Origin of the sequence: Roseicella sp. DB1501, assembly GCF_013112485.1 — a bacterium.
Taxonomy (GTDB): domain Bacteria; phylum Pseudomonadota; class Alphaproteobacteria; order Acetobacterales; family Acetobacteraceae; genus Paracraurococcus.
Window position 1 is genome coordinate 168175 of record NZ_JABFHG010000006.1, and the last position, 20493, is coordinate 188667.

Below are 20493 nucleotides of genomic sequence, written 5' to 3' on the forward strand. Positions count from 1 at the left end.
TGGCTTGCTACGCCGGCGACCGGGTCGGATGCTTCCGGTCCGGCGATGGCGGAGGCATGGCATGGGCCAATCGGTTCTGGTGCTGGGGGCCGGCATGGTGGGCGTCTCGGTGGCGCTGCACCTGCAGCGGCGCGGACGGTCGGTGGTGCTGCTCGACCGCCAGGGACCGGGCGAAGGCGCCTCCTTCGGCAATGGCGGCCTGATCCAGCGCGAGGCTGTCTTCCCGCACCCCTTCCCCCGCAGCCTCGGCGAGCTGCGCCGGATCGCCGGCAACCGCGCCATCGACGTCGCCTATCATCCGCTCGCCCTGCCCGGCTTCGCCTCGCCGCTGCTCCGCTACTGGTGGCATTCCGAGCCGCGGCGCTACCTCCGCGCCCAGGAGGCGCATGCGCGGCTGATCGAGACCTGCATCGACGAGCATCTGGCGCTGGCCCGCGGCACCGAGGCGGAGGCGCTGCTGCGGCCGATCGGCTGGATGCGGCTCTACAGCGACCCGCAGATGCTGGAGGCGGCGGCGGCGCAGGCGGAGATCGCGGCGCGGGAGCACGGCGTCGGCTACGCCCTGCTCGATGGCGAGGGGCTGGCGGCGGCCGAGCCGCATCTGCTGGCCCGGCGGGCGGGCGCCATCCACTGGACCGACCCGCTCTCGGTGAGCGACCCGCATGCGCTGACCATGGCCTATGCCCGGCTTTTCGAGGCAGCGGGCGGCCGCTTCGCCCTCGGCGACGCCACCACGCTCCGCCGCGCCGGCGCCGGCTGGCAGGCGCAGGGCAAGGATGGCCCCCTGGAGGCCGAGGAGGTGGTCATCGCCCTCGGCGCTGCCGCCGCGCGGGTGACGCGGCCGCTCGGCTACGCGCCGCCGCTCTTCGGCAAGCGCGGCTACCACATGCATTACGGGCTGCAGGGCAATGCCGTGCTGCACCGGCCGCTGCTCGACACGGAGAGCGCCTTCCTGCTCGCCCCGATGCGCGCCGGCATCCGCCTGACCACCGGCGCCGAATTCGCCGGCCCGGACGCGCCGCCGACGCCGGTGCAGCTCGAGCGCGCCGAGCCGGTGGCGCGCCGCCTGCTGCCGCTCGCCGGGCGCGTGGAATCCGTGCCCTGGATGGGCGTGCGCCCCTGCATGCCGGACATGCTGCCGGTGATCGGCCGGCTGCCCGGTCAGCCCGGCGCCTGGTGCGCCTTCGGCCATGCGCATCAGGGCCTCACGCTCGGCCCCACCACCGGGCGGCTGCTGGCCGAGATGATGACCGGCGAGGCGCCCTTCCTGCCGCCCGAACCCTATCGCGCCGAGCGGTTTTGACGTCGGCGCCCTATTCCGGCGTGATCCCGGCCTTGCGCATCAGCTCGGCATTGAGCGCCAGGTCGTGGCGGATGCGCTCGCGCAGCGGCGCCGCGCCGAGGGGCAGCGGCAGCAGGCCGAATTCCTCGGTCAGGCGCTGCGCCGTCGGCCGCGCCAGGGCCTGGGCCACCGCCGGCTCGAGCGCCGCGACCAGTGGCGCCGGCAGCCCGGCCGGGCCGGTCAGGCACCACCAGGCGCTGACGACGAGGCCCGGCAGGCCGAGCTCCCCCATGGTCGGCACCGCCGGCATCGCCGCGAGACGCTGCTCGTGCGGCGTGCCGAGGGCCCGCAGCCTGCCCTCCTGCACATGCACGCGCGAGGGTCCGTAGGTGGAGAACATCATGTCGACCCGGCCGGCCAGGATCTCCGTCAGGGCGGGCGCCGGGCCGGCGAAGGGAACGTGCAGCATCTCCACCCCGCTCCGCCCGAGCATGTCGAGCATCAGCAGATGCGCGGTGGAGCCGACCCCCCAGCTGCCATAGGTCAGGGTGCCGGGCTTGCGCCTCGCCGCCGCCACCACCTCCTCGAAGCTGCCCCAGCGGGGATGCGCGACCAGCAGATAGGCCGAGGCGTAGAGCAGGCTGATCGGGGTGAAATCCGTCTGCGGATCGTAGCCGAGGTTGCGGAAGGCATAGGGCGCCTGGGCCAGGGCGGAATTGCTGCCGACCAGCAGCGTCATGCCGTCGGGCTTCGCCCGCGCCGCGTAGCGGGTGCCGAGCGTGGTGGAGGCGCCGGGCTTGTGGTCCATGACGAAGCTGCCGCCGAAGCGCTCGGTGAAGCCCTCCTGCAGGATGCGGGCGACGACATCCGTCGCGCCGCCCGGCGGGAAGGGGATGACGAGGCTGACGGCGCGGCCCTGCGGCCAGCCATCCGGCCCGCCCGCTTGCCCAGTTGCCTGGCCTCCTGCCTGGCCTTGGGCGCGCGCCAGGGCGGGCAGCGCCAGCGCGGCGGCGAGGCCGGGCAAGGCCCGGCGGCGGAGCGACGCGGCCCTTGGCGCGCCTGGCGCCGTCTCGCGGTGAGCGATCATCTGGCTTTTCCCCCGTTGCGTCCCGCGATGCCGCGACGCTCATTCTGCTTGCGGCGATCCTATAGCGGATCGCCTGCGGAGACGAAGGGGCCGGGGCGGGCCGCCAGGAAGGCTGCGACGCTGGACGCGACCGGCGCGCCGCCGCCAAGCTCGCGCCGCGGCGGGACCGGCGACGCGCGGCGCCCGCCGCCAGTGGGAGGACGCTCAGCGTGAAATTCGCCCTGCATTTCGGTAACAACACCTTCCCCGACGCGGCCGGCGCATCCCGGCTGGCGCGGCTGGCCGAGGCGGCGGGGTTCGATTCCGTCTTCGCGGTCGACCATGTCGTGCTGCCGGACGCCTATGAGAGCGTCTATCCCTATGCCGCCGGCGGGCGCCTGCCGGGGACCCAGTTCACCGCCATGCCGGACCCGCTGATCTGGATGGCCTTCGCCGCCGCGGCGACGACCCGGCTGCGCCTCATGACCGGCGTCATCATCCTGCCGCTGCGCAACCCGCTGGTCCTGGCGAAGCAGGTGGCGACGCTGGATGCGATGAGCGGCGGCCGGATCGAGCTCGGCATCGGCGTCGGCTGGCTGCGCGAGGAGTTCGATGCCCTCGGCGTGCCCTTCGCCGAGCGCGGGCGCCGCGCCGACGAGCATGTCGCCGCCATGCGCGCCCTGTGGCGCGAGGACAGCGCCCGCTTCGCCGGCCGCTTCGTCGCCTTCGAGGGCGTGACCTGCAACCCGAAGCCGGTGGCCGGGCGCGTCCCCATCATCGTCGGCGGCCATTCCGAGGCGGCGGCGCGCCGCGCCGGGCGGCTCGGCGATGGCTTCTTCCCCTCGATCGGCGCGCAGGTCGACACCATGCCGCTGCTCGAGCTGGTGCGGCGCAGCGCCGAGGCGGCCGGCCGAGACCCGGCGGCGATCGAGATGCTCACCGGCTGCCCGGGCGCGCTGCCCGGCTCCGGCCAGGACCCGCTGGCGGCGGTGGAGGAGCGGCGGCGGCGCGGCATCGGGCGACTGGTGCTGCCGGTGCATGCCTTCATGCCCGATCTGGAGGAGAGCCTGCCGCGCTTCGGCGAGCGGGTGATCCGCGCCTTCGCCTGACGGCCAAAGGGGGGCCAAAGGGCGGCGCCGGGGCTCTTGGCGCCGCCGCCGGGGCGGCCAATGATGCCGGCCCGCCGCTGCGCCGCCTTCAACCAGCCGCCCTGCGCAGCGTTCTGGCGGCAGATCGGGCCGGGCCTCCGGCCGCTTCGCTCGGGAGGTCGACCATTCGGACTTTGCCCGTCCTTGGACGTTGGGTTGAATCGCTCAAACCATACAAATCCGTATGGCGGGGGGCGGCGGCACATCCCCTGGATCACCCGCGCGCCCATCTTATCTATGGGCCCGGACATCATCGTCCCGCCCGATCAACGGATCCAGGTCCTCCCGTGCCCAGTTCCCGCCTCTCCCGTCCCGGCGCCAAGCCGCGCCCGGCCCATGGCCGCCGTGCCCCTGCAACCGAGCCGGTGCAGCCCGCGCGCGCGACAGAGGCCGTCGCGGCAGAGGCCGTCGCGGCGGGGACGGAGCTCACCGTCGCCTCCTACAACGTGCACAAATGCGTCGGCACCGACGGGCAGTTCGATCCGGGACGGGTGGTCGCGGTGCTGGCCGAGCTCGGCGCCGACCTGGTCGCGCTGCAGGAGGTGGACCGCCGCTTCGGCCGGCGCACTGCCCTGCTCGACCCGGCGCGGCTGTCGCAGGCCACCGGCCTGGAGCCCCTGCCCGTCTCCGACCTGCCGGACGGCATGGGCTGGCACGGCAATGCGCTGCTGGTGCGGCCGGGCACGCGCTGGCGGCTGCAGCGCATCGACCTGCCGGGCGCCGAGCCGCGCGGCGCGGTGATCGCGGAGCTCGCTTTGCCCGGCCGCGCCGACCGGCTGCGGGTCGTGGCGGCGCATTTCGGCCTGCTGCGCCGCTGCCGCACGCGGCAGGTGGAGGCCGTGCTGGCGGCGATCAATGGCGGGACGGGCATGCCGACCCTGCTGCTCGGCGACCTGAACGAATGGCGCCTCAACCGCGCCCGCAACGCGCTGCGGGGGCTGGAGCCGGTCTTCGGCGGCGTCACCGGCGGCCCGCCGAGCTTCCCCTCGCGCCGGCCCTTCCTGCGGCTCGACCGTATCCTCGGTTGCGCCCAGGCGCAGGTCATGGCGATCGAGGCGCATGACACACCGCTGGCGCGCCTCGCCTCGGATCACCTGCCGCTGAAGGCGCGCGTGCGGCTGACGGCGCAGCCGGCCGGGACGGATCTGGCCGCGGCAGCGTGATGCGCCCCCGGGGCTGGGGCGCGGCTGCGGGCCAAACCCGCGCCTGCCTCGGCCGTTGAGTCCGCGTCCCGGATGCGGAAAGGTTGCGGAGGAGTTGGGTGCTGATTCGCCATGGATCGGAGGCGCATCCCTCGACCACCGCCCTGAAGAGTCCCTCCGCCCCGGAAGGACGCGGCACCACCACGCTCGACCGGGCCGTGGATGCGGTGACCGCCCGCATCGGCGCCGCGACCGGCGTGGCGCTGCTGGTGCAAGGCACCGAGGCCTTTGCCGTGCGTGCCGCGGCGGCGCGGGCGGCAGGCCGCAGCCTCGATCTGCAATACTATCTCTGGCACGGCGACCTGACCGGCGGCCTGCTGGCGCAGGAGGTGCTGCAGGCTGCTGATCGCGGCGTGCGGGTGCGCATGCTGCTTGACGATGTCTTCGCCCTTGGCCAGGAGCGCGCGATCGCGGCGCTCGACGCGCATCCGCAGATCGAGGTGCGGCTGTTCAACGGCACGCGCTGGCGCGCCTTCGGCTGGCTCGGCTATGCGCTCGAGATGTTGCTGGGCGGCTGGCACCTCAACCGCCGCATGCACAACAAGGCCTGGATCGCCGATGGCCGCGTCGCCATTGCCGGCGGCCGCAACCTGGCGGACGAGTATTTCGACGCCGCCGAGGAGTTCAATTTCCGTGACCTCGACATGCTGCTGGCCGGCCGCGCGGTGACGCAGGCGACGGCAGTGTTCGAGCGCTACTGGCGCAGCCCCTTCGCCCGCCCCGCCCGCGATCTGAGTCCCGCCGGCAATGCCCGCGGCGGGCTGGCGGCGCTGCGGCGGCGCCTCCTCGCCGCGGCCGATGCGCCGGCGGCCCGGCGCTTCCTCGCCCGCTCGCCGGAGGGCAGCCGCCTCTCCACCTGTCTCGACAAGCGTCTCGTCGCCGTGCCGGAGGGCGCGATCCGCGTCGTCGCCGATCCGCCGGAGAAGGCGAAGCGCGGCCTCGGGGCCCGGCGGCGGGCGCGCGCCGCCGGCGGCATCGGTCCGGAGGCGGCCGATGCGCTGCGGCTGGCGCAACGCGAGGCGCTGCTCGTCTCGCCCTATTTCGTGCCGGGCGCGGCCGGGCTGGAATTGCTGGCCGCGCTGGTGCGGCGCGGCGTGCGTGTGTCGGTCGTCACCAACTCCCTCGCCGCCACCGACGTGGTCGCGGTGCATGGCGGCTATGCCGGCTACCGGCGGACCCTGCTCGAGGCCGGCATCGAGCTGTTCGAGCTGAAGCGCAGCGGCGACGAGGCGACGAGCCTGTTCGGCTCGCGCGGCGCCAGCCTGCACACCAAGGCCTTCGTGGTGGACGAGGCGCGGGTCTGCGTCGGCTCCTTCAACCTCGATCCCCGCTCGGCGGCGCTCAATACGGAGATGGGAATCTTCGCCGACAGCCCCGAGCTGGCGCGCGAGCTGAAGGCGGAGCATGAGCGCCTGGCGCATCCGGCGCGGAGCTGGCGGGTGTCGCTGGCCGATGGCCGGCTCTGCTGGTCGGCGCAGGACGCGCTCGGGCGCCCCGCGACGAGCTGGCACGAGCCCGATGCCTCGCTCTCGCGCCGCGTGCTGGCCGGGCTGATCCACCTGCTGCCGGTGGAGGCCCAGCTATAGCATTCCCCACGACACCGCTTCGCGGCTTCGCAGGAGTCCCAGGAGTCCCCTCCTGCCCAAAACCCGTCACAGCCTGCCGCCGCGAAGCCGCGGCAGGACAACGCATCAACCCGCCGTGCCGGCCCGGTTCCAGCCGCGGCCGGCATCGCCGAGCGGCTGGCAGCCCGTCTCGGTCACCACGATCGTGTCCTCGAGCTTGATGAAGCCGCGCTTCGGATGCAGCAGCGTCGTCTCCACCGAGAGCACCATATTGGCCTCGAGCCCGCGCTCGGCATCATGCGCGGCATAGGGGATCGGGCCATGCGCCGTCAGCCAGGGCGCCTCGTGCTGCACCAGCCCCATGCCATGCGCCAGGAACTCCAGCTGCTTGGCGAGCGGCGAGGCCGCGGCCGCCGCCTCGCCGGCCGCCTGCACCTCGCCGCCGGGCACGCCGGCGCGGACCTTGCCGCGCGCCGTCTCCTGGATCGCCTCGACCGCGCCGAGCAGGTCCTCCAGCTCGCTATCCGGCTCGCCCAGGATGCCCATGCGGCAGAGATCGCCGATATAGCCGCGGTAACGGCCGCCGGAATCGAGGGAGAGGATGTCGCCGGGGCGGAATTCCTGCGTCGAGGCGGCGCGGTTCAGGCTGCTGCCCGCGGTGATGAGGCAATATTCGAAGGTGAGGTCGCGCCCCTCCTCCTCCCGCTGCAGCCGCTCGGCCACCGCGGCCTTGGTCATGCCCGGCCGGCAGGCGGCGAAACTCGCCAGCATCGACTCCACCACGCGCTCCGAGGCCTCGCGCAGCAGGGCGATCTCGGCCGGGCTCTTGCGGGCGCGCAGGCGTTCGAGCGGCTGGGCCACATCGACCAGCGCGCAGTTCGGCAGCCCGTCGCGCAGCAGCGCCGCGGCGTCCGAGGGCAGGAAGGCCGGCTCGATGCCGACGCGCCGCAGCGGCAGGCCGAGGTCGCGCAGATAGGCGATGGCGTTCTCGGTGGCATCGGTGGTGGTGCCGGAGACGGTCTTCACCACCGGCGTCCAGAAGCGGCCGAGCTGGTGCTCGTGCTTCTCCAGCCGGTGCGCGATATAGGCGGTGAGATCGGGCCGGCCGCGCACATAGACGACGACCGGCATGTAGCGGCTGAGGCCGATGGCGTCGCGGTGGTCGAAGAAGGGGAAGCTGTAGCCGCCGAGCAGGTATTGCGCCGCCTGCCGCGAAGTGGTGACGACGGCGTCGACATCGGCGGCGCCGAGCAGCTCATCGAGCCGCTGCGTGTCGAAGGGCGCGGTGCCCTGGATCACCTGCCCGCTGCCGGGCTGCGGCGCGGCCTGGCCAGCGGGCGGGGTCGCGGTGGTGCTGGACATGCTTCGCCTCCCATATGGTGCCCGCCTCCCGGCCGGCCTCGCGCGCGGCGACCGGGCCGGCGGGGCGGGTGACGTCGGACAGCCTAACGCGGCCATCGGGCGGAGGACACCGCCGATGCGGTGCCGTGCTGGGCCATGCGGCCTCCGCATGCGCTCACATGGCTTGGAATCGCTGCCGCTGCCGCTCGCGCTGCATCAGCAGCAGGTCCAGCGAGGGCGGCTCGGCGATGCCGAGGCGGGTGAGGATCGCATGCGCCTGCCCGCGGTGATGGGTCTGGTGATTGAAAAGATGCGACAGCACCTCCCAGCGCGGCTGGCGCTGCGGCGTGCCGCTCGTGGTCGCATAGGTGAAGCTCGCCGCCAGATCCTCGGCCGTAAGGCCGGCAACGTAATCCTCAAGCCGCGCATCCTCCGCCTCGCGTGCCTGCCACAGCGCGGGAAGCGTCGCATGCAGGATGGCATCCAGCCGCTCCGGCGCGTCGCCGGTGCCGATGAGGCGGCGCAGCCAGATCCGGTCGGCGACCAGGAGATGGTTCAGCGTGCCGTGCAGGCTGCCGAAGAAGGCGCCCGCCGGCTGCCAGTAGAGCGCATCCGGCAGCGCGGCGGCGGCATCGTAGAGCCGCCGGTTCGCCCAGGCATTGTAGGCCGCCATGGTCCGCAGATGCGTCGGCAGATCGGTCATGGTGCGGTCCTCCGAAGATCGTGGCATCCTGAGCTTGGCTCAGCCTTGGCGGCCTGCGCAGCTTCGCCGGCGGCTGCGGCATATTGGGCCGCCATTGGCACCGATCGCTCGACACTAGTGCGACGGTCCCAGCGCCGGTAGTGAGGAGTTCTGGTCCTCCATTGAGGATTCCTCATGCCACCTCGGGCCTCGCCGCACGCCCTCCGGGCCTTCGTCGAAGTGGCGCGCCACGGAGGCGTCGCACCTGCCGCCCGTGTGCTCGGCACCTCGCCCTCGGCGGTCTCGCATCTGCTGCGCGAGCTGGAGACGGCACTCGCCGTGGTGCTGTTCCAGCCGGCGTCGCGCCGCACCGTCCTGACCGAGGCCGGCGAGCGGCTGCGCGCCGGCCTCGGCGATGCCTTCGACATCATCGACCGCGCCGTCGCGGAGCTGCACCGCAGCAGCGGCGAGGTGCGGGTCTCGACATTGTCGAGCTTCGCCACCCTCTGGCTGGTGCCGCGGCTGGCGAAGCTGCAGGCAAGCCATCCGGGCCTGCGGGTGCTGATCGCCACCGGCACCCGCGTGGTGGACCTTGCCGCCGAGCCCTTCGACTGCGCGATCCGCTGGGGCCGCGGCGGCTGGCCCGGGCTGATGGAGCTGCCGCTGCTGCGCGAGCGGCTGATCGCGGTCTGCGGCCCGATGCTGCTCGCGGGCCGCCTGCCAGTTGCCACCGAGGCCGAATTCCTCGCCCTGCCGCGCCTCGCCGCGCGATCACGGCCGCAGGACTGGCCGCGACTGCTGGCGGCGGCGGGGTGGGAGCCGAGGCGCGCCGCCGCGCCTGCCCTGGTCTTCGAGACCCGGGCCCTCGCCGTCCGCGCCGCCATCGCCGGGCTCGGCATCGCGGTGGTGGATCGCAGCCTGGTGCGCGACGCATTGCGCGACGGGCACCTCGTCCAGGCCCTGCCCGTCTCCGTCGCGCGCCCTGAGGCGCATATCCTCGTCGCCCGCCGCAAGCGCTGCGCGACCGCAGCCTGCGCGCCTTCCGTGACTGGCTGGCCGCCGAGGCCGCGGCGGAAGAAAGCGAGGATGCACCCCCCTGACCGGCCGCCTCAGCCCGGCCGGCGGCCGATCCAGAGCGTCCAGCGATCGGCCTCCGCCACCGGCGCCGCCGGCAGTTGCGCAAGGATGTGCTCGATGAGGCCGCCGAGCTCGGCATCGGACAGGTCGTGCAGGATGGAGCGGCCGGTGCGGCCGCTGAGGTCGGCGGCGAGCGCCTCGCGGTCGGGGTAATGCCGGCGCGTCTCCCAGAGCGGCTCGCTCCGCAGCGCGGCGAAGCCGGCGGCCCGCATGGCCCCTTCCACCGCCGCGCGCGACGGCCGTCGCCCGGCCTCGATCGCGGCGAGGCGCGGGAAGCACTCGAAGAAATAGCCTCGGATATGCGCTGTGCTGCCGGGCAGCGCGACATCCTCTGGCCTGCGGTCCTGCAGGATGCAAACCCCGCCCGGCCGGGCTAGGCGGAAGGCCTCGCGGCAGAAGGCGCCGAGATCGGGCAGGTGGTGGATCAGGGCCCGCGCGAAGACGATGTCGAAGGCGGCATCGGGCAGGCCGGTGCGGCAGGCATCGCCCTGGCGGATGCGGATATTGCCCCGGCCGGCCGTGGCGGCCGTCGCATCGGCGACCATCTGCGCCGAGAAGTCGATGCCGGTCACGCCCGCCGCGCCGAGCCCGGCCCAGGCCGCCGTGTAGATGCCGCCGCCGCAGCCGATATCCACCACCTGCCGCCCGGCCGGATCGAGGATCGTCCGCATCGCCGCTTGCCAGTCGGGCTGCGCCTCCCGCCCGGCATAGGTGTTGCGGTTTGCCGCCGCGTGGAAGTCGATGGCCATGGCAGGCCCTCCCCTATCGGCCGGGCTCCCGCCGCGGCGCGAGATCCGCCGCCTGCCGCAGCGCCTCGACCAGGCTGCCCTCATCGGCGGTCCCCTTGCCGGCGATGTCGAAGGCGGTGCCGTGATCGACCGAGGTGCGGATCACCGGCAGGCCGACCGTGATGTTCACCCCGGCCTCCAGCCCCATCACCTTCACCGGGGCATGGCCCTGGTCGTGATACATCGCCACCACCAGGTCGAAATCGCCGCGCGCGGCGCGGAAGAACAGCGTATCGGCCGGCAGCGGCCCCTCCACCTGCCAGCCCCGCGCCTGGCAGCGCTCGACGGCGGGGATGATCTTCACCTCCTCCTCGCCCTGGCCGAAGAGCCCGTTCTCCCCGGCATGCGGGTTGATGCCGCAGACGCCGATGCGCGGGCGGCCGATGCCGGCCTTCACCAGCACCGCATGGCCGCGGGCGATCACCCGCTCGACCAGATCCGGCTCGATCCGGCGGATGGCGTCCATCAGGCCGATATGCGTGGTGACATGGATCACCCGCAGCTTCGGCGCCACCAGCATCATCGAGACCTCCGGCGTGCCGGTCAGATGCGCCAGCAGCTCGGTATGGCCGGGATATTTGTGCCCGGCCGCGTGCAGCGCCTCCTTCGACAGCGGCGCGGTGCAGATGGCATCCGCCGCGCCGGCCTCGACGAGGCGGGTGGCGCGCTCGATGTAGCGATAGGCGGCCTCGCCCGAGAGCGGGGAGAGCCGCCCCCAGGGATGCCCCGGCGGAATCAGGCCGAGATCGATGCAGTCCACCATGCCGGGCGCATAGCGGGCCTCGTCCGGCGCGGCGCGGGCGGCGACCGCGAGATCGCTGCCGAGGATCGTCCCCGCCTCGCGCAGCCGGCCGGCATCGCCGATCACCAGCGGCCGGCAGCGCGCCCGCACATCGGCGCGGGCCAGCGCCTTCATGATGATCTCGGGCCCGACGCCGGAGGCATCGCCCATGGTGATGGCGATGATCGGACGGCTCTCCGGACTCGCGGTCATGCGGGATCTCCTGCTCGCAGGGCGCGCAGCCGGTCGAGGCTGCGGGCGATGGTCGCGGCCGAGCCGAAGGCGCCGGCCTTGGTGACGACGGGAATGGCGAGGCCGCCCGGCCGGACCGGCAAGGCGAGGCCGAGCGGCACGCCCGGCTCGACCTCCTCGATCAGGCGGATGCCGGCGATGCCGAGGCGGTCCAGCAGGGCGCGGGCGGTCTCGCCGCCGGTGGCGAAGAGGCCGCCGAGATGCGGCGCGGCAAGCGCGAGCAGCGCGGCGAGCTGCCCGGCCAGCGCCGCCCCCTGGCTGAGATCCGCCCCCGCCTCCGCCGCGACCTCGACCAGCACCGTCTCCCCGGCGGCGAGCGCGGCATGGATGGCGGCGCCCTCCGCCGCGGCCCCGTCGCGCAGCCGGGCCGGCGCCAGGGCGAAGCGGCGGACCGTGCCGCCGGCGGCAAGCTGCGCCGCGGCGGCGCGCGAGGCCTCGGCCAGGCTGCCCACCACGGCGAGCAGGCCACGGCCCGCCGGCGGCAGGCGGGGGCGGGACGGCGCGCCCGGCGGTCCAACATCGGCATCAGTATCGCCATCGGCATCGGCGAGCGCCGCGGCGATGCCGCCGGAGCCGGTCCAGACCAGCCGGGGCGCGACGCCGAGGCCGGCGCGGGCGAGGATCGCCAGATCCTCCGGCCGCTCGGCATCGCAGACCAGCGCCTCGATGCCCGCGGCCAGCGCCGCACCGATCGCGCCCGCCGCATCCTCGCGCAGCGCCGCCAGCGGCAGCAGCCGCGCCCGCAGCCCCTCCGCCGCCAGCACGGCGCCGAGATCGGCGCTCGGATAGCGATGCTCGCGCGCCCAGAGCGGCGTCGCCTCCAGCGGCTGGCCGTGCAGATGAATGCGCCCGCCCCGCACGGTGCGGCCGGTGGCGGGGAAGGCCGGGGCGACGAGGGCCAGCACCGGCCCCTGGTCGTTTTCCTCCCGCAGCGCCGCGAGGGTCTCCCGCAGCTCCGCCGCCGGCTGGCCGCGCAGGGTGCTGTCGATCTTCTTGATGAGCCGCATGCCGGGCGCGAGATGCCGCCGGAGCAGGGCGCGATGCCGGGCGACCGCCTCGGCCGGGCCGAGGCCGCGGCTATCGGCATCGATGGCGAGCACCGCGGCCGATGGCGGCGCCTCCGCCTGCCAGCTCACCACCGCCTCCCGGCCCCGGCGCGCGAAGGCGATGCCGCAATCGGCGGCGCCGGTCAGGTCATCCGCCAGGATCAGCCAGCGCGGTGGCATGGCGGGCGCCGCGCCCCGAGGCGCGCAGGGTCGCATGCAGGGCGGTTCGGCTTCGGCATCGACGCTCCCGGACGGGTCTGGCGCATCCGCCGCAGGTGCGCCCGTGGGACAGCCGGGTCAAGCAGCCCATTCCCCGCGCCGCGGCGAATCGGATCGAAGCCGCATCGCCTCCTTGCCCGCCCGGCCGCCTGCGCCATCGACGCACCGGGCATTGGCCTGTTGGTTCCAGAGCGGATTCCGCGTCCGGGCGTTCGCGCCCTCCCGCGATCCGCTCTTGAGCCCATGCCATTCATCCGGCTTCACGGCACATGCTCCAATGTGTTGTTCTCGGAGCATCTTCACCCGATCAGGTGGTTCCACCCGATCGGGACCTGCTCCATGGGAGAGACGATTTGGGCGAGGCGACCGACAGCAGGGCGGAAAGCGCGGCCTGGTTCGTGGTGATCGCCAACGGCACCGATCCGAAGGCCAGCGTCGTCGCCGGCCTCGACGGGGTGCGGGAGGCGCTGATCCCCCTCGTGCTCGCCGGCCGGGCCGATCTCTCGCCGGACAGCCTGGCCGGCATGCTCGCCAGCCTTGAGGATCCAGCGCTCTGGGCGCCGCATGGCGCGGGCGACGGACGGCCCTACTGGCATCTCTGGGTGCCGCTGGAAGCCGGCTCGGTCTCCATCCAGCGGCTCACCGCCGCGCCGCCGCAGCTCGCGGCCGAGGCGGCGCAACGGGAGGCGGCGATCCTGCGCCGCTCGCTGCTCGAGGTGCATGAGGCGCTGCAGGCGCTGTCGCGCGACCTGAAGAACCAGCGCCTCACCTTCTGACCGGCCGGCCGGCGCCACCCGTCGCACTTCGTCACCCTTCGCGCGGTATCGACGCCGCGCTGCGGGGTGCTATGCCGCGACGCAACGCCAACGGCATGGGATGCCGACCTTGCGAGTCCCCTTCATCGCCCTCGCCCTCCTCGTCGCACCCCTGATGGCCCCGCTGGCATCGGCCAGGGCCGAGACCTGCAGCACCTCTACCCTCGTCTCGCCGACCTATGCCTTCGCCCGCTGGTGCGGCGAGTCGCCGGCCGAGGGCAGGCTGCGGCTCGGCCGGCGCGACGGCCGGCAGACGGAGTACGAGACGGTGCCGCTGGACGTCTTCCGCGAGGTCGTCCGCGTGCGGCATGTGGACCGCTACGTGGCGACGGAGATCCAGCCGCGCTTCGCGGCGCATGCCGCGGCGGGGGCGGCAACCCACCGGGCGCCCGCGGCTTGGCCGCACGCCGCCGCCCGCGGCCAGGATGCCCCGATGCCGCCTGGCTGAGCGGCGGCTGCGCGGTCAAGCGGAGAGTTTTCCCCAGCCTCGTGGACATCCCGGTGGATATCTGGCGGACAACCGGCGCGAGCCACTGCCTGACCTGGGATTGTTAGAGCCTTCATCCTTTGTTCTCCTGCCCGCCCGTGACCCCGCCGGTGTGGCCGCGCCACCACAGGAGCGAGCATGGGTGCGAGCACGGGGGGAGGCGGTCAGCCCGGCGGCAGGATGCGCGCGGCGCGATAGCCGGCGACCTGGGCGAGGAACATCTCCCGGCTGTCGACGAAGCCGGTGAAGCCCGCCCGCCGCGCCGCGCTCATCGAGAGCATCACGTCGTAATCGAGGCCGAGGAAGAAGTCCGCGAAGTCCCAGCTCGCCACCTGGTCGAGCGGCAAAGCGAGCCCGTGCCGCGCCCGGATGCGCTCCCAGACCGGCGCCTTGTCGGCCATCCAGCGCGCCATCGGCAGCAGCCGCGGCCGGCCGGCCGGCAGGCCGAATTGCTCGGCCAGGACGGGCCAGAGATCGCACCAGCGGAAGCTGTCGCCATTCACCAGGTTGAAGGCGCGGTTGGCGCAGCGCGGCTCGTCCAGCATCCACAGCACGCCCTCGGCCAGCAGCGCCGCATCCGTCACCTCGAGCAGCGCGGTCCAGGCGCCGGGCTTGCCGGGGAAGTCGAAGGGCGCGCCGAGCTCGCGGCAGATCGCGGCATAGGCGCCGAGGGTCGAGACCATGTTGCGCGCGCGGCCGGGCGCGACGTCGCAGACGAAATTCGGCCGGCTCGTGCTCCAGCTCCAGCCGCGCCCCGCTTGGCGCGCCGCCAGCAGGTCCTGCTGGTCGTAGTAGAAATTCGGCGGCATGTGCCGCGGGTCGTCCTCGCGCGCCGGCGTGCGGAAGGGGCCGAGATGCATGCCGTACCACTTGCCGCCCTGGATGACGTGGATATGCCGGAAGCGCGGCAGCGAAGCCTCGGCCGCGTCGAGCAGGTTGCGCAGCATGGCGAGGTTCGCCGGCACGTCTTCGACCCCCGTCTCGGCATGCGGCGCGCGCGAGGCATAGACGATGGCCGTGATGTCGGGCCGCGCGGCGAGGGCCGCGCGCAGCGCCGCCGCATCGGTCAGGTCGGCGGCCAGCCAGTCCGTTTCCCCCGCCGTCCCTCCCATTGGGCGCCGGCGCGACAGGCCGGTCACGGCGAGATCCGGCCGCGCCCTGGCCCGGTCCAGCAGCCGCGTCGCCGCCGCGCCGGTCGCGCCGGCGACCAGCAGGCCCTGCCTGTTGTCCATGACGTCATCCTCCCCTGGTTTCAGCCTTCCTCAGACCCGGCGGCGCCGAGGAGATGCAGCACGAGCTCGCGCCGGTGCGGGCGGATGCGGTGCTCGTACAGGTAGATCCCCTGCCAGGTGCCCAGCACCGGCCGCCCGCCGGCGACGGGGATGGAGAGCTGGGTCTGGGTCAGCGCCGCCCGGAGTTGCGCCGGCATGTCGTCCGGCCCCTCATCGGCATGCCGGTAGCGCGCCGCGCCGCCATCCGGGACCAGGCGGGCGAGGAAGGCCTCGAGATCGGCCTGCACCTCGGGCGAGGCATTTTCCTGCACCAGCAGCGAGGCGGAGGTGTGCCGGCACCAGATGGTCAGCAGCCCGGTCGCGAGGTCCTGTGCCGCGCACCATCCGCAGACCTCGGCGCTGACATCGATCAGTCCGCGCCCGGCCGTGCCGACCACGATCCGGTGCAGCCGCTGTTCCACCCGCACCTCCTCCGGCATGGTGCCGGCATGGGCCGCCCGATCGCCGAGTCGCGCCAGCTTCGACGGCCCTCGCCGCGGGGGCAAGCGGCGGCGGGGGGTCCGTTGCCGATCCTCATCGCTGACGGGGCTTTGGCAGGTTGGGCCGTCGCCTGTCATGCTGGCGAGGCCGGAGCCGTCGCCAGCCGCCATTCCTCCCGGAGGACCAGATGCACGCCGCAGAGACAGGGCTGCCGCCTTCGCCGTGGCACGGGGCCCTGCCGCCGTCCCGCCCATCCTGGCCAGGCCCCGCGCCAGCCCCTCGGCTCGCTTTGCGCTGCCTCCTGGCCTGCCTGCCCTTATGCCTCCCCTTGGGCCTCCCCCTTTGGGCCGGCGCCGCCCGGGCGCAGGAGAAGCCGGCCGCGGAGAAGCCGGCGCCGCCCCCGGCCCAGCCGGAGCGGATCGAGAAGGGCGCGGTGCTGCGCCTGCTCGGGCGGGAGGTGAAGGGCACCGATGGCGAGACCGTCGCGCAGATCGTCAATGTCGTGATCGACCCGTCCTCGGGCGAGCCGCGCGCCGTCATCCTCGACTTCGGCGGCTTCCTCGGGGTCGGCAAGCGGCGCATCGCCGTGGCCTGGCGGGCGCTGAGCTTCGCCCCCGGCAGTGGCCAGGGCACCATCACCCTCACCCTCGACCGCGACCAGCTGAAGAACTTCCCGGACTACAAGCCGGACGGGCCGGTGATCGTCGCCACGCCGCCGCAGGACAGCCTCGGCCAGCCCGCCGGCGCGGCCCCGGCCTCCTCCGCGCCCTCCCCTGGAACCTCCCCGGCGCCGGCCGCCGGGGCCCCGCCCACGACACCGCCGGGCCAGGCGACGCCCGACGCGACGGCGCCGGCATCGCCCGCCGGCGCGCCCAGCCCGGCGCCGGAGCCGGCCGCTCCCGCCGCGCCGCCGCCCGCCGCCCCGCCGCCCGCCGCCCCGCCGCCTGCCGTCCCGGTACCGGCCGCGCCCGATGCCGCGCCGGGCCCGGCTGCCACGCCGCCGACCACCCAGGCGCCGAGCACCCAGGCACCGGCGCCCGGCCCGGCGGCCCAGCCGCCCGCGGCCGCTGCGCCTTCCTCGCCCTCGGCGCCGCCCCTGCCCGGCGCGGCGCCGCACCCGCTGCCCGCCCCCGCGACGCCCGGCACCGGCCACGCCCCTGCGACGCCGGATCCGGCTGCATCGCCGCCTGCCCGCTCGGCGCCGAACTAGGCGTGGGCATGCGGGGCAGGCGCAGCGCGCGCGCGCTGGACTGGCTGAACTTCTTCCTGGCCGAGGTCCAGACGGGCTTCGGGCCCTTCGTCGCCGTCTATCTCACCTCGCAGGAATGGACCGAGTTCGAGATCGGCCTTGCGCTGAGCGTCGGCACCCTCACCGCCATGCTGAGCCAGGTGCCGGCCGGGGCGCTGGTCGACGCCACCCGGCGCAAGCGGCTCGTCGCCTTCTCCGCCCTGCTCTCGCTGGCCCTCAGCGCCCTGATCTTCGCCGCCTGGCCCGATACCCTGCCCGTGCTCGGCGCCGAGGTGCTGCACGGCTTCGCCAGCTGCATCCTCAACCCGGCCGTGGCGGCGATCAGCCTCGCTTTGGTCGGCCAGGCGGCGCTCGGCGAGCGGCTGGGGCGCAACGCCCGCTACCGGGCCATCGGCAACGGCATCACCGCCGGGCTGATGGGGCTGGTCGGGACCTATCTCTCCGGCGCCGCGGTCTTCTGGCTCACCGCCATCCTCACCCTGCCGGCGATGTTCGCGCTGACCCGGATCCGCGCCGCCGACCTCGCGCCGCGCGAGGAGGAGATGCAGCACGCCGCCGCCGAATCCGGCTGGAAGGGGTTGCGCAACCTGGTGACCGATCGCGGCGTGCTCGTCTTCTCGGCCTGCTGCGCCCTCTTCGCCCTCTCCAACGCCGCCATGCTGCCGCTCGCCGGGGCCGAGGCGACGGCACGGGCCGGCCGGATGGCGAACCTCATCATCGCCGCCTGCATCGTCGTGCCGCAGCTCGTCACGGCGCTGATCTCGCCCTGGTTCGGGCGGCTCGCGGCGCAGCGCGGCCGCCGGCTGGTGCTGCTGCTCGGCCTCGGCGCGCTGCCGCTGCGCGGCCTGCTGCTGGCGCTGGTGGAGCACCCCTTCGCCCTGGTGCTGGTGCAGGCGCTGGACGGCATCAGCGCGACGGCCTTCGGCATCCTGCTGCCGCTGCTCGCCGCCGACCTGACGCGCGGCAGCAGGCTCTTCAACACCGGCATGGGCGTCTTCGGCCTGGCGAGCGGCATCGGCGCCACCGCCAGCACCACCGTCGCCGGCGCCCTCGCCGCGCATTACGGCACCGGCATCGCCTTCGCCGCCCTGGCCGGGGCGGGGCTGCTCGCCTTCGCCCTCGCCCTCCTCGCCATGCCCGAGACCCGGCCGGAGCTGCCGGAGGAGGCGCCCGAGATGCGCGACGGGGAGGCCGCTGCCGGGACGACGCCGGACGCCGCCCCGCCGGAGGACGACGCGGCGGCATGGCCGCGCCGGCCGGCCGCGCGCGGCAGGACCGTCGAGCCGGGCAGCGTCGGGCCGCAGGAGCCGGGCGACAGGGCGTGACCCATCCCTTCCGGCGGCGCAGCCCGCCCATCGCGCCGCCGACGGCCCGGCCGCGCTACCTGCTGCTCTTCGTCCTGCTCTTCCTCGGCTGGGGCGTCCTCAGCCCGCTGCTGCCGGTGGTGCTGGTCGAGCAGGGCGCCGCGCCCTCGCAGGTCGCGCTGCTGCTCGGCCTCGGCGTCGGCCTGCGGCTGGTGGTGATGCCGCTGGCCGGCGTGCTGGCCGACCGGCTCGGCGCGCCGCGGCAGGTGCTCGCCGCCGCCCTGCTCGGCGCGGCGCTCAGCGTGCTCGGCTATGCCTTCGCCTGTGGGCTGGGGCCGCTGCTGCTCGTCGGCGTCGCGCATGCCCTCGCCACGGCCCCGGTCGGGCCGCTGCCCGATGCGCTGGCGGTGCGGGAAGCGGCGAGGATCGAGGCGGGCCGGCCGCGGCTCAATTACGGCATGGTGCGCGGCGCCGGCGCGGCCGCCTTCATCCTGGCCAATCTCGGCGCCGGCAAGGCGGCCGAGCTGGCCGGCACGCCGGGCATCGTGCTCTGGCTGAACGCCCTGTTCTTCGGCCTCGCCGCCTTCGCCGCGCTGGGCCTGCCGCGCCCCGCCGCAGCCACCCCCTTGGCCGAAGCCTCCCCAGCGCTGTCCGGGCGGGGCCGCCGCGCCATCGCCGCGGTGCTCGCCCTGCCGGGCTTCCGGCCGCTGCTGCTCGTCTCGGCGCTGATCCAGGGCAGCCACGCCTTCTACATCAGCTATGCGGCGCTGAGCTGGCAGGCCGCCGGCCTCGGCCCCTTCGCCGTCAACGCCCTGTGGTCCCTCTCGGTCGTCGCCGAGGTGGCGGTGTTCTTCCTGTTCGGCCGCTGGCTGCTCGCCGGGCTGGGGCCCGGCGGCGTCTGCGCCCTCGCCGCCCTGGCCGGGGTGCTGCGCTGGTCGGTGCTCGCGCTCGACGGGCCGCTGCCGGCGATCGCCTTCTCCCAGCTCCTGCACGGGCTGACCTTCGCCGCGCAGCATCTGGCGGCGATGGCGATCCTGACACGGCTGGTGCCGGATCGGCTGGCGGCGACGGCGCAGTCGCTGCTGGCCTCGCTCGGCAACGGCCTCGCCACCGCGCTGCTGCTGCTCGTCTCCGGCCCGCTGCATGACTGGCTCGGGATCGGCGGCTTCTGGGCGATGGCGGCGCTCTGCGCCATCGCCCTGCCGCTCTGCTTCGGCCTCGGCGGCGCGGCGCGGGACCGGTCGCCGTGACCGATGCGCGGCACCTGCTGCTGGTCGGCGGCGGCCATGCGCATCTCGGCCTGCTGCATGGCCTCGCCCTGCGGCCCGAGCCGCGGCTGCGCGTCACCCTGCTGGCGGCGGAGACGGCGCCCCTCTATTCCGGCCGGCTGCCGGCGCTGCTCGCCGGCCTCTATCCGCCCGAGGCCTGCCGCATCGACCTGCGCCGCCTCGCCGCCGCGGCGGGGGCGCGGCTGCTGCCGGGGCGCGCCGTCAGCCTCGATGCCGGGATGCGCCGCCTGCTCTGCGCCGACGGGGCGATCCTGTCCTACGACCTGCTCTCGCTCGATATCGGCTCGGTCGCGCGGCCGCCGCCGCCCGGCGGCGGCGAGGTGCTGCCGGTGCGGCCGATCGGCAGCCTGCCGGCGCGGCTGGGCGCGGCCCTGGCCGGCCTGCCGCCCGGGCCGGCGCGGCTGGCGGTGATCGGCGGCGGGGCGGCGGGCATCGAGCTGGCCTTCGCGCTGCGCCGCCGCCTTCGCCGCGCCGGCCCGGCGCCGGAGGTGCTGCTGCTGCCCGGCGCGGCGCTGCTGCCCGAGGCGGGCGGCCAGGCGCGCCGGCTGGTCGCCCGCGCCCTGGCGGCGCGCGGCATCGCGGTGATCGCCGGGGCCGAGGTGATCGCCAGCGGGTTCGACGGCCTGCTGCTCGCCGATGGCCGGCGAATCCCGGCCAGCCTGGCATTGCTGGCGACCGGGGCGGCGGCGCCGGCCTGGCTGGGCGGCAGCGGGCTTGCCCTCGACCCGCAGGGCTTCGTCGCCGTGGATGCGGCGCTGCGCTCGGTCTCGCATCCGGAGGTCTTCGCGGCCGGCGACATCGCCGCGGTGCTGCCGCATCCCCGGCCGAAGGCCGGCGTCTTCGCCGTCCGCCAGGGGGCGCCGCTGCTCGCCAATCTCCGCCGCGTGGCGCGGGGCGCGGCGCCGCGGCCCTTCCATCCGCAGCGGCGCGCCCTGGCGCTGATCGGCACCTATGACGGCGTGGCGATCGCGCTGCGCGGCCGCCTCGCCATCGAGGGCCGCTGGCTGTGGTGGCTGAAGCACTGGCTCGACGGGCGCTGGATCGCCCGCTTCCGGGCGCTGCCGGCCGGGCTGCCCCGCGCGACCGGATAGGGCGGCGTTCCCCAGGGGCCGGCAACCCCGCGGCCGC

At 74.8% G+C, this 20493-nt stretch carries 18 protein-coding genes and 1 pseudogene; 11 read left to right on the forward strand and 8 right to left on the reverse strand.

Annotated elements, in window-relative coordinates; all coding sequences use genetic code 11:
- Nucleotides 1–61 precede the first annotated feature (61 nt).
- Nucleotides 62–1303 carry an FAD-binding oxidoreductase gene (locus tag HJG45_RS13575; RefSeq protein ID WP_171612660.1) on the forward strand — a complete coding sequence of 414 codons (1242 nt, stop codon included), beginning with the start codon at nt 62–64 and terminating at the stop codon, nt 1301–1303.
- 10 nt (nt 1304–1313) lie between these two features.
- Here HJG45_RS13575 and HJG45_RS13580 read toward each other — a convergent pair whose 3' ends face one another.
- Complete coding sequence (locus tag HJG45_RS13580) at nt 1314–2369, reverse strand: tripartite tricarboxylate transporter substrate binding protein (RefSeq protein ID WP_171612661.1); 1056 nt, start codon at nt 2367–2369, stop codon at nt 1314–1316.
- A 209-nt stretch (nt 2370–2578) separates the two neighbouring features.
- Here HJG45_RS13580 and HJG45_RS13585 point away from each other — a divergent pair, with 209 nt between their 5' ends.
- From HJG45_RS13585 to HJG45_RS13595, 3 genes are all read left to right on the forward strand, one after another.
- Nucleotides 2579–3457, forward strand: a complete 879-nt coding sequence (locus HJG45_RS13585; RefSeq protein WP_171612662.1) for an LLM class F420-dependent oxidoreductase — start codon at nt 2579–2581, stop codon at nt 3455–3457.
- Nucleotides 3458–3783: 326 nt separating this feature from the next.
- Nucleotides 3784–4659, forward strand: coding sequence for an endonuclease/exonuclease/phosphatase family protein (locus tag HJG45_RS13590; RefSeq protein ID WP_368040584.1), 876 nt, complete (start codon nt 3784–3786; stop codon nt 4657–4659).
- A 98-nt stretch (nt 4660–4757) separates the two neighbouring features.
- The gene (locus tag HJG45_RS13595) at nt 4758–6284 is read left to right on the forward strand and encodes a phospholipase D family protein (RefSeq protein ID WP_368040585.1); all 1527 of its coding nucleotides are present in this window, start codon (nt 4758–4760) and stop codon (nt 6282–6284) included.
- Nucleotides 6285–6389: 105 nt separating this feature from the next.
- On the opposite strand, the gene HJG45_RS13600 is transcribed toward HJG45_RS13595, so the two are convergent.
- Together HJG45_RS13600 and HJG45_RS13605 are read right to left on the reverse strand one after the other, a co-directional pair.
- Nucleotides 6390–7625 carry a Xaa-Pro peptidase family protein gene (locus HJG45_RS13600; RefSeq protein ID WP_171612664.1) on the reverse strand — a complete coding sequence of 412 codons (1236 nt, stop codon included), beginning with the start codon at nt 7623–7625 and terminating at the stop codon, nt 6390–6392.
- A gap of 154 nt (nt 7626–7779) precedes the next feature.
- A complete protein-coding gene (locus tag HJG45_RS13605; protein ID WP_171612665.1) occupies nt 7780–8307 on the reverse strand; it encodes a DinB family protein in 528 nt (175 codons plus the stop codon).
- 174 nt (nt 8308–8481) lie between these two features.
- Between HJG45_RS13605 and HJG45_RS13610 the strand changes: the two genes are divergently transcribed.
- Nucleotides 8482–9576: a LysR substrate-binding domain-containing protein gene (locus tag HJG45_RS13610; RefSeq protein ID WP_171612666.1), complete on the forward strand. Its 1095-nt coding sequence runs from the start codon at nt 8482–8484 to the stop codon at nt 9574–9576.
- 47 nt (nt 9577–9623) lie between these two features.
- Here the strand turns inward: HJG45_RS13610 and HJG45_RS28785 are convergent.
- The 3 genes and pseudogenes from HJG45_RS28785 to HJG45_RS13620 all read right to left on the reverse strand — a co-directional run.
- Nucleotides 9624–10256 (reverse strand): annotated as a pseudogene (locus HJG45_RS28785) (class I SAM-dependent methyltransferase); the annotation flags it as partial.
- Nucleotides 10186–11205 carry a 4-hydroxythreonine-4-phosphate dehydrogenase PdxA gene (gene pdxA, locus HJG45_RS13615; RefSeq protein WP_171612667.1) on the reverse strand — a complete coding sequence of 340 codons (1020 nt, stop codon included), beginning with the start codon at nt 11203–11205 and terminating at the stop codon, nt 10186–10188. The pseudogene HJG45_RS28785 and the gene pdxA, both read right to left, overlap by 71 nt.
- A complete protein-coding gene (locus HJG45_RS13620) occupies nt 11202–12470 on the reverse strand; it encodes a four-carbon acid sugar kinase family protein (protein WP_171612668.1) in 1269 nt (422 codons plus the stop codon). Before HJG45_RS13620 ends, pdxA begins: the two co-directional genes overlap by 4 nt.
- Before the next feature lie 392 nt (nt 12471–12862).
- Between HJG45_RS13620 and HJG45_RS13625 the strand changes: the two genes are divergently transcribed.
- Both HJG45_RS13625 and HJG45_RS13630 read left to right on the forward strand, forming a co-directional pair.
- Nucleotides 12863–13285, forward strand: coding sequence for a hypothetical protein (locus HJG45_RS13625; RefSeq protein WP_171612669.1), 423 nt, complete (start codon nt 12863–12865; stop codon nt 13283–13285).
- A 109-nt stretch (nt 13286–13394) separates the two neighbouring features.
- Nucleotides 13395–13772: a hypothetical protein gene (locus HJG45_RS13630; protein ID WP_171612670.1), complete on the forward strand. Its 378-nt coding sequence runs from the start codon at nt 13395–13397 to the stop codon at nt 13770–13772.
- 203 nt (nt 13773–13975) lie between these two features.
- Here HJG45_RS13630 and HJG45_RS13635 read toward each other — a convergent pair whose 3' ends face one another.
- On the reverse strand, nt 13976–15043 hold the full coding sequence (locus HJG45_RS13635) for an SDR family oxidoreductase (RefSeq protein ID WP_171612671.1): 1068 nt from the start codon (nt 15041–15043) through the stop codon (nt 13976–13978).
- 20 nt (nt 15044–15063) lie between these two features.
- Nucleotides 15064–15504 (reverse strand): secondary thiamine-phosphate synthase enzyme YjbQ, encoded by a 441-nt coding sequence (locus HJG45_RS13640; RefSeq protein WP_171612863.1) that lies wholly within the window; start codon nt 15502–15504, stop codon nt 15064–15066.
- Nucleotides 15505–15851: 347 nt separating this feature from the next.
- Between HJG45_RS13640 and HJG45_RS13645 the strand changes: the two genes are divergently transcribed.
- Genes HJG45_RS13645 through HJG45_RS13660 form a run of 4 tightly spaced genes read left to right on the forward strand, consistent with a single transcriptional unit; the run spans nt 15852 to nt 20456 of the window.
- Nucleotides 15852–16733: a PRC-barrel domain-containing protein gene (locus tag HJG45_RS13645; RefSeq protein WP_171612672.1), complete on the forward strand. Its 882-nt coding sequence runs from the start codon at nt 15852–15854 to the stop codon at nt 16731–16733.
- 8 nt (nt 16734–16741) lie between these two features.
- Entirely contained in the window at nt 16742–18097 is a 1356-nt protein-coding gene (locus HJG45_RS13650) for an MFS transporter (RefSeq protein ID WP_171612673.1), read from the forward strand.
- Nucleotides 18094–19326, forward strand: a complete 1233-nt coding sequence (locus tag HJG45_RS13655; protein ID WP_217362919.1) for an MFS transporter — start codon at nt 18094–18096, stop codon at nt 19324–19326. The genes HJG45_RS13650 and HJG45_RS13655 overlap by 4 nt, the downstream gene beginning before the upstream one ends.
- On the forward strand, nt 19323–20456 hold the full coding sequence (locus HJG45_RS13660) for an FAD-dependent oxidoreductase (RefSeq protein ID WP_171612675.1): 1134 nt from the start codon (nt 19323–19325) through the stop codon (nt 20454–20456). Before HJG45_RS13655 ends, HJG45_RS13660 begins: the two co-directional genes overlap by 4 nt.
- The last annotated feature ends 37 nt before the right edge of the window (nt 20457–20493 follow it).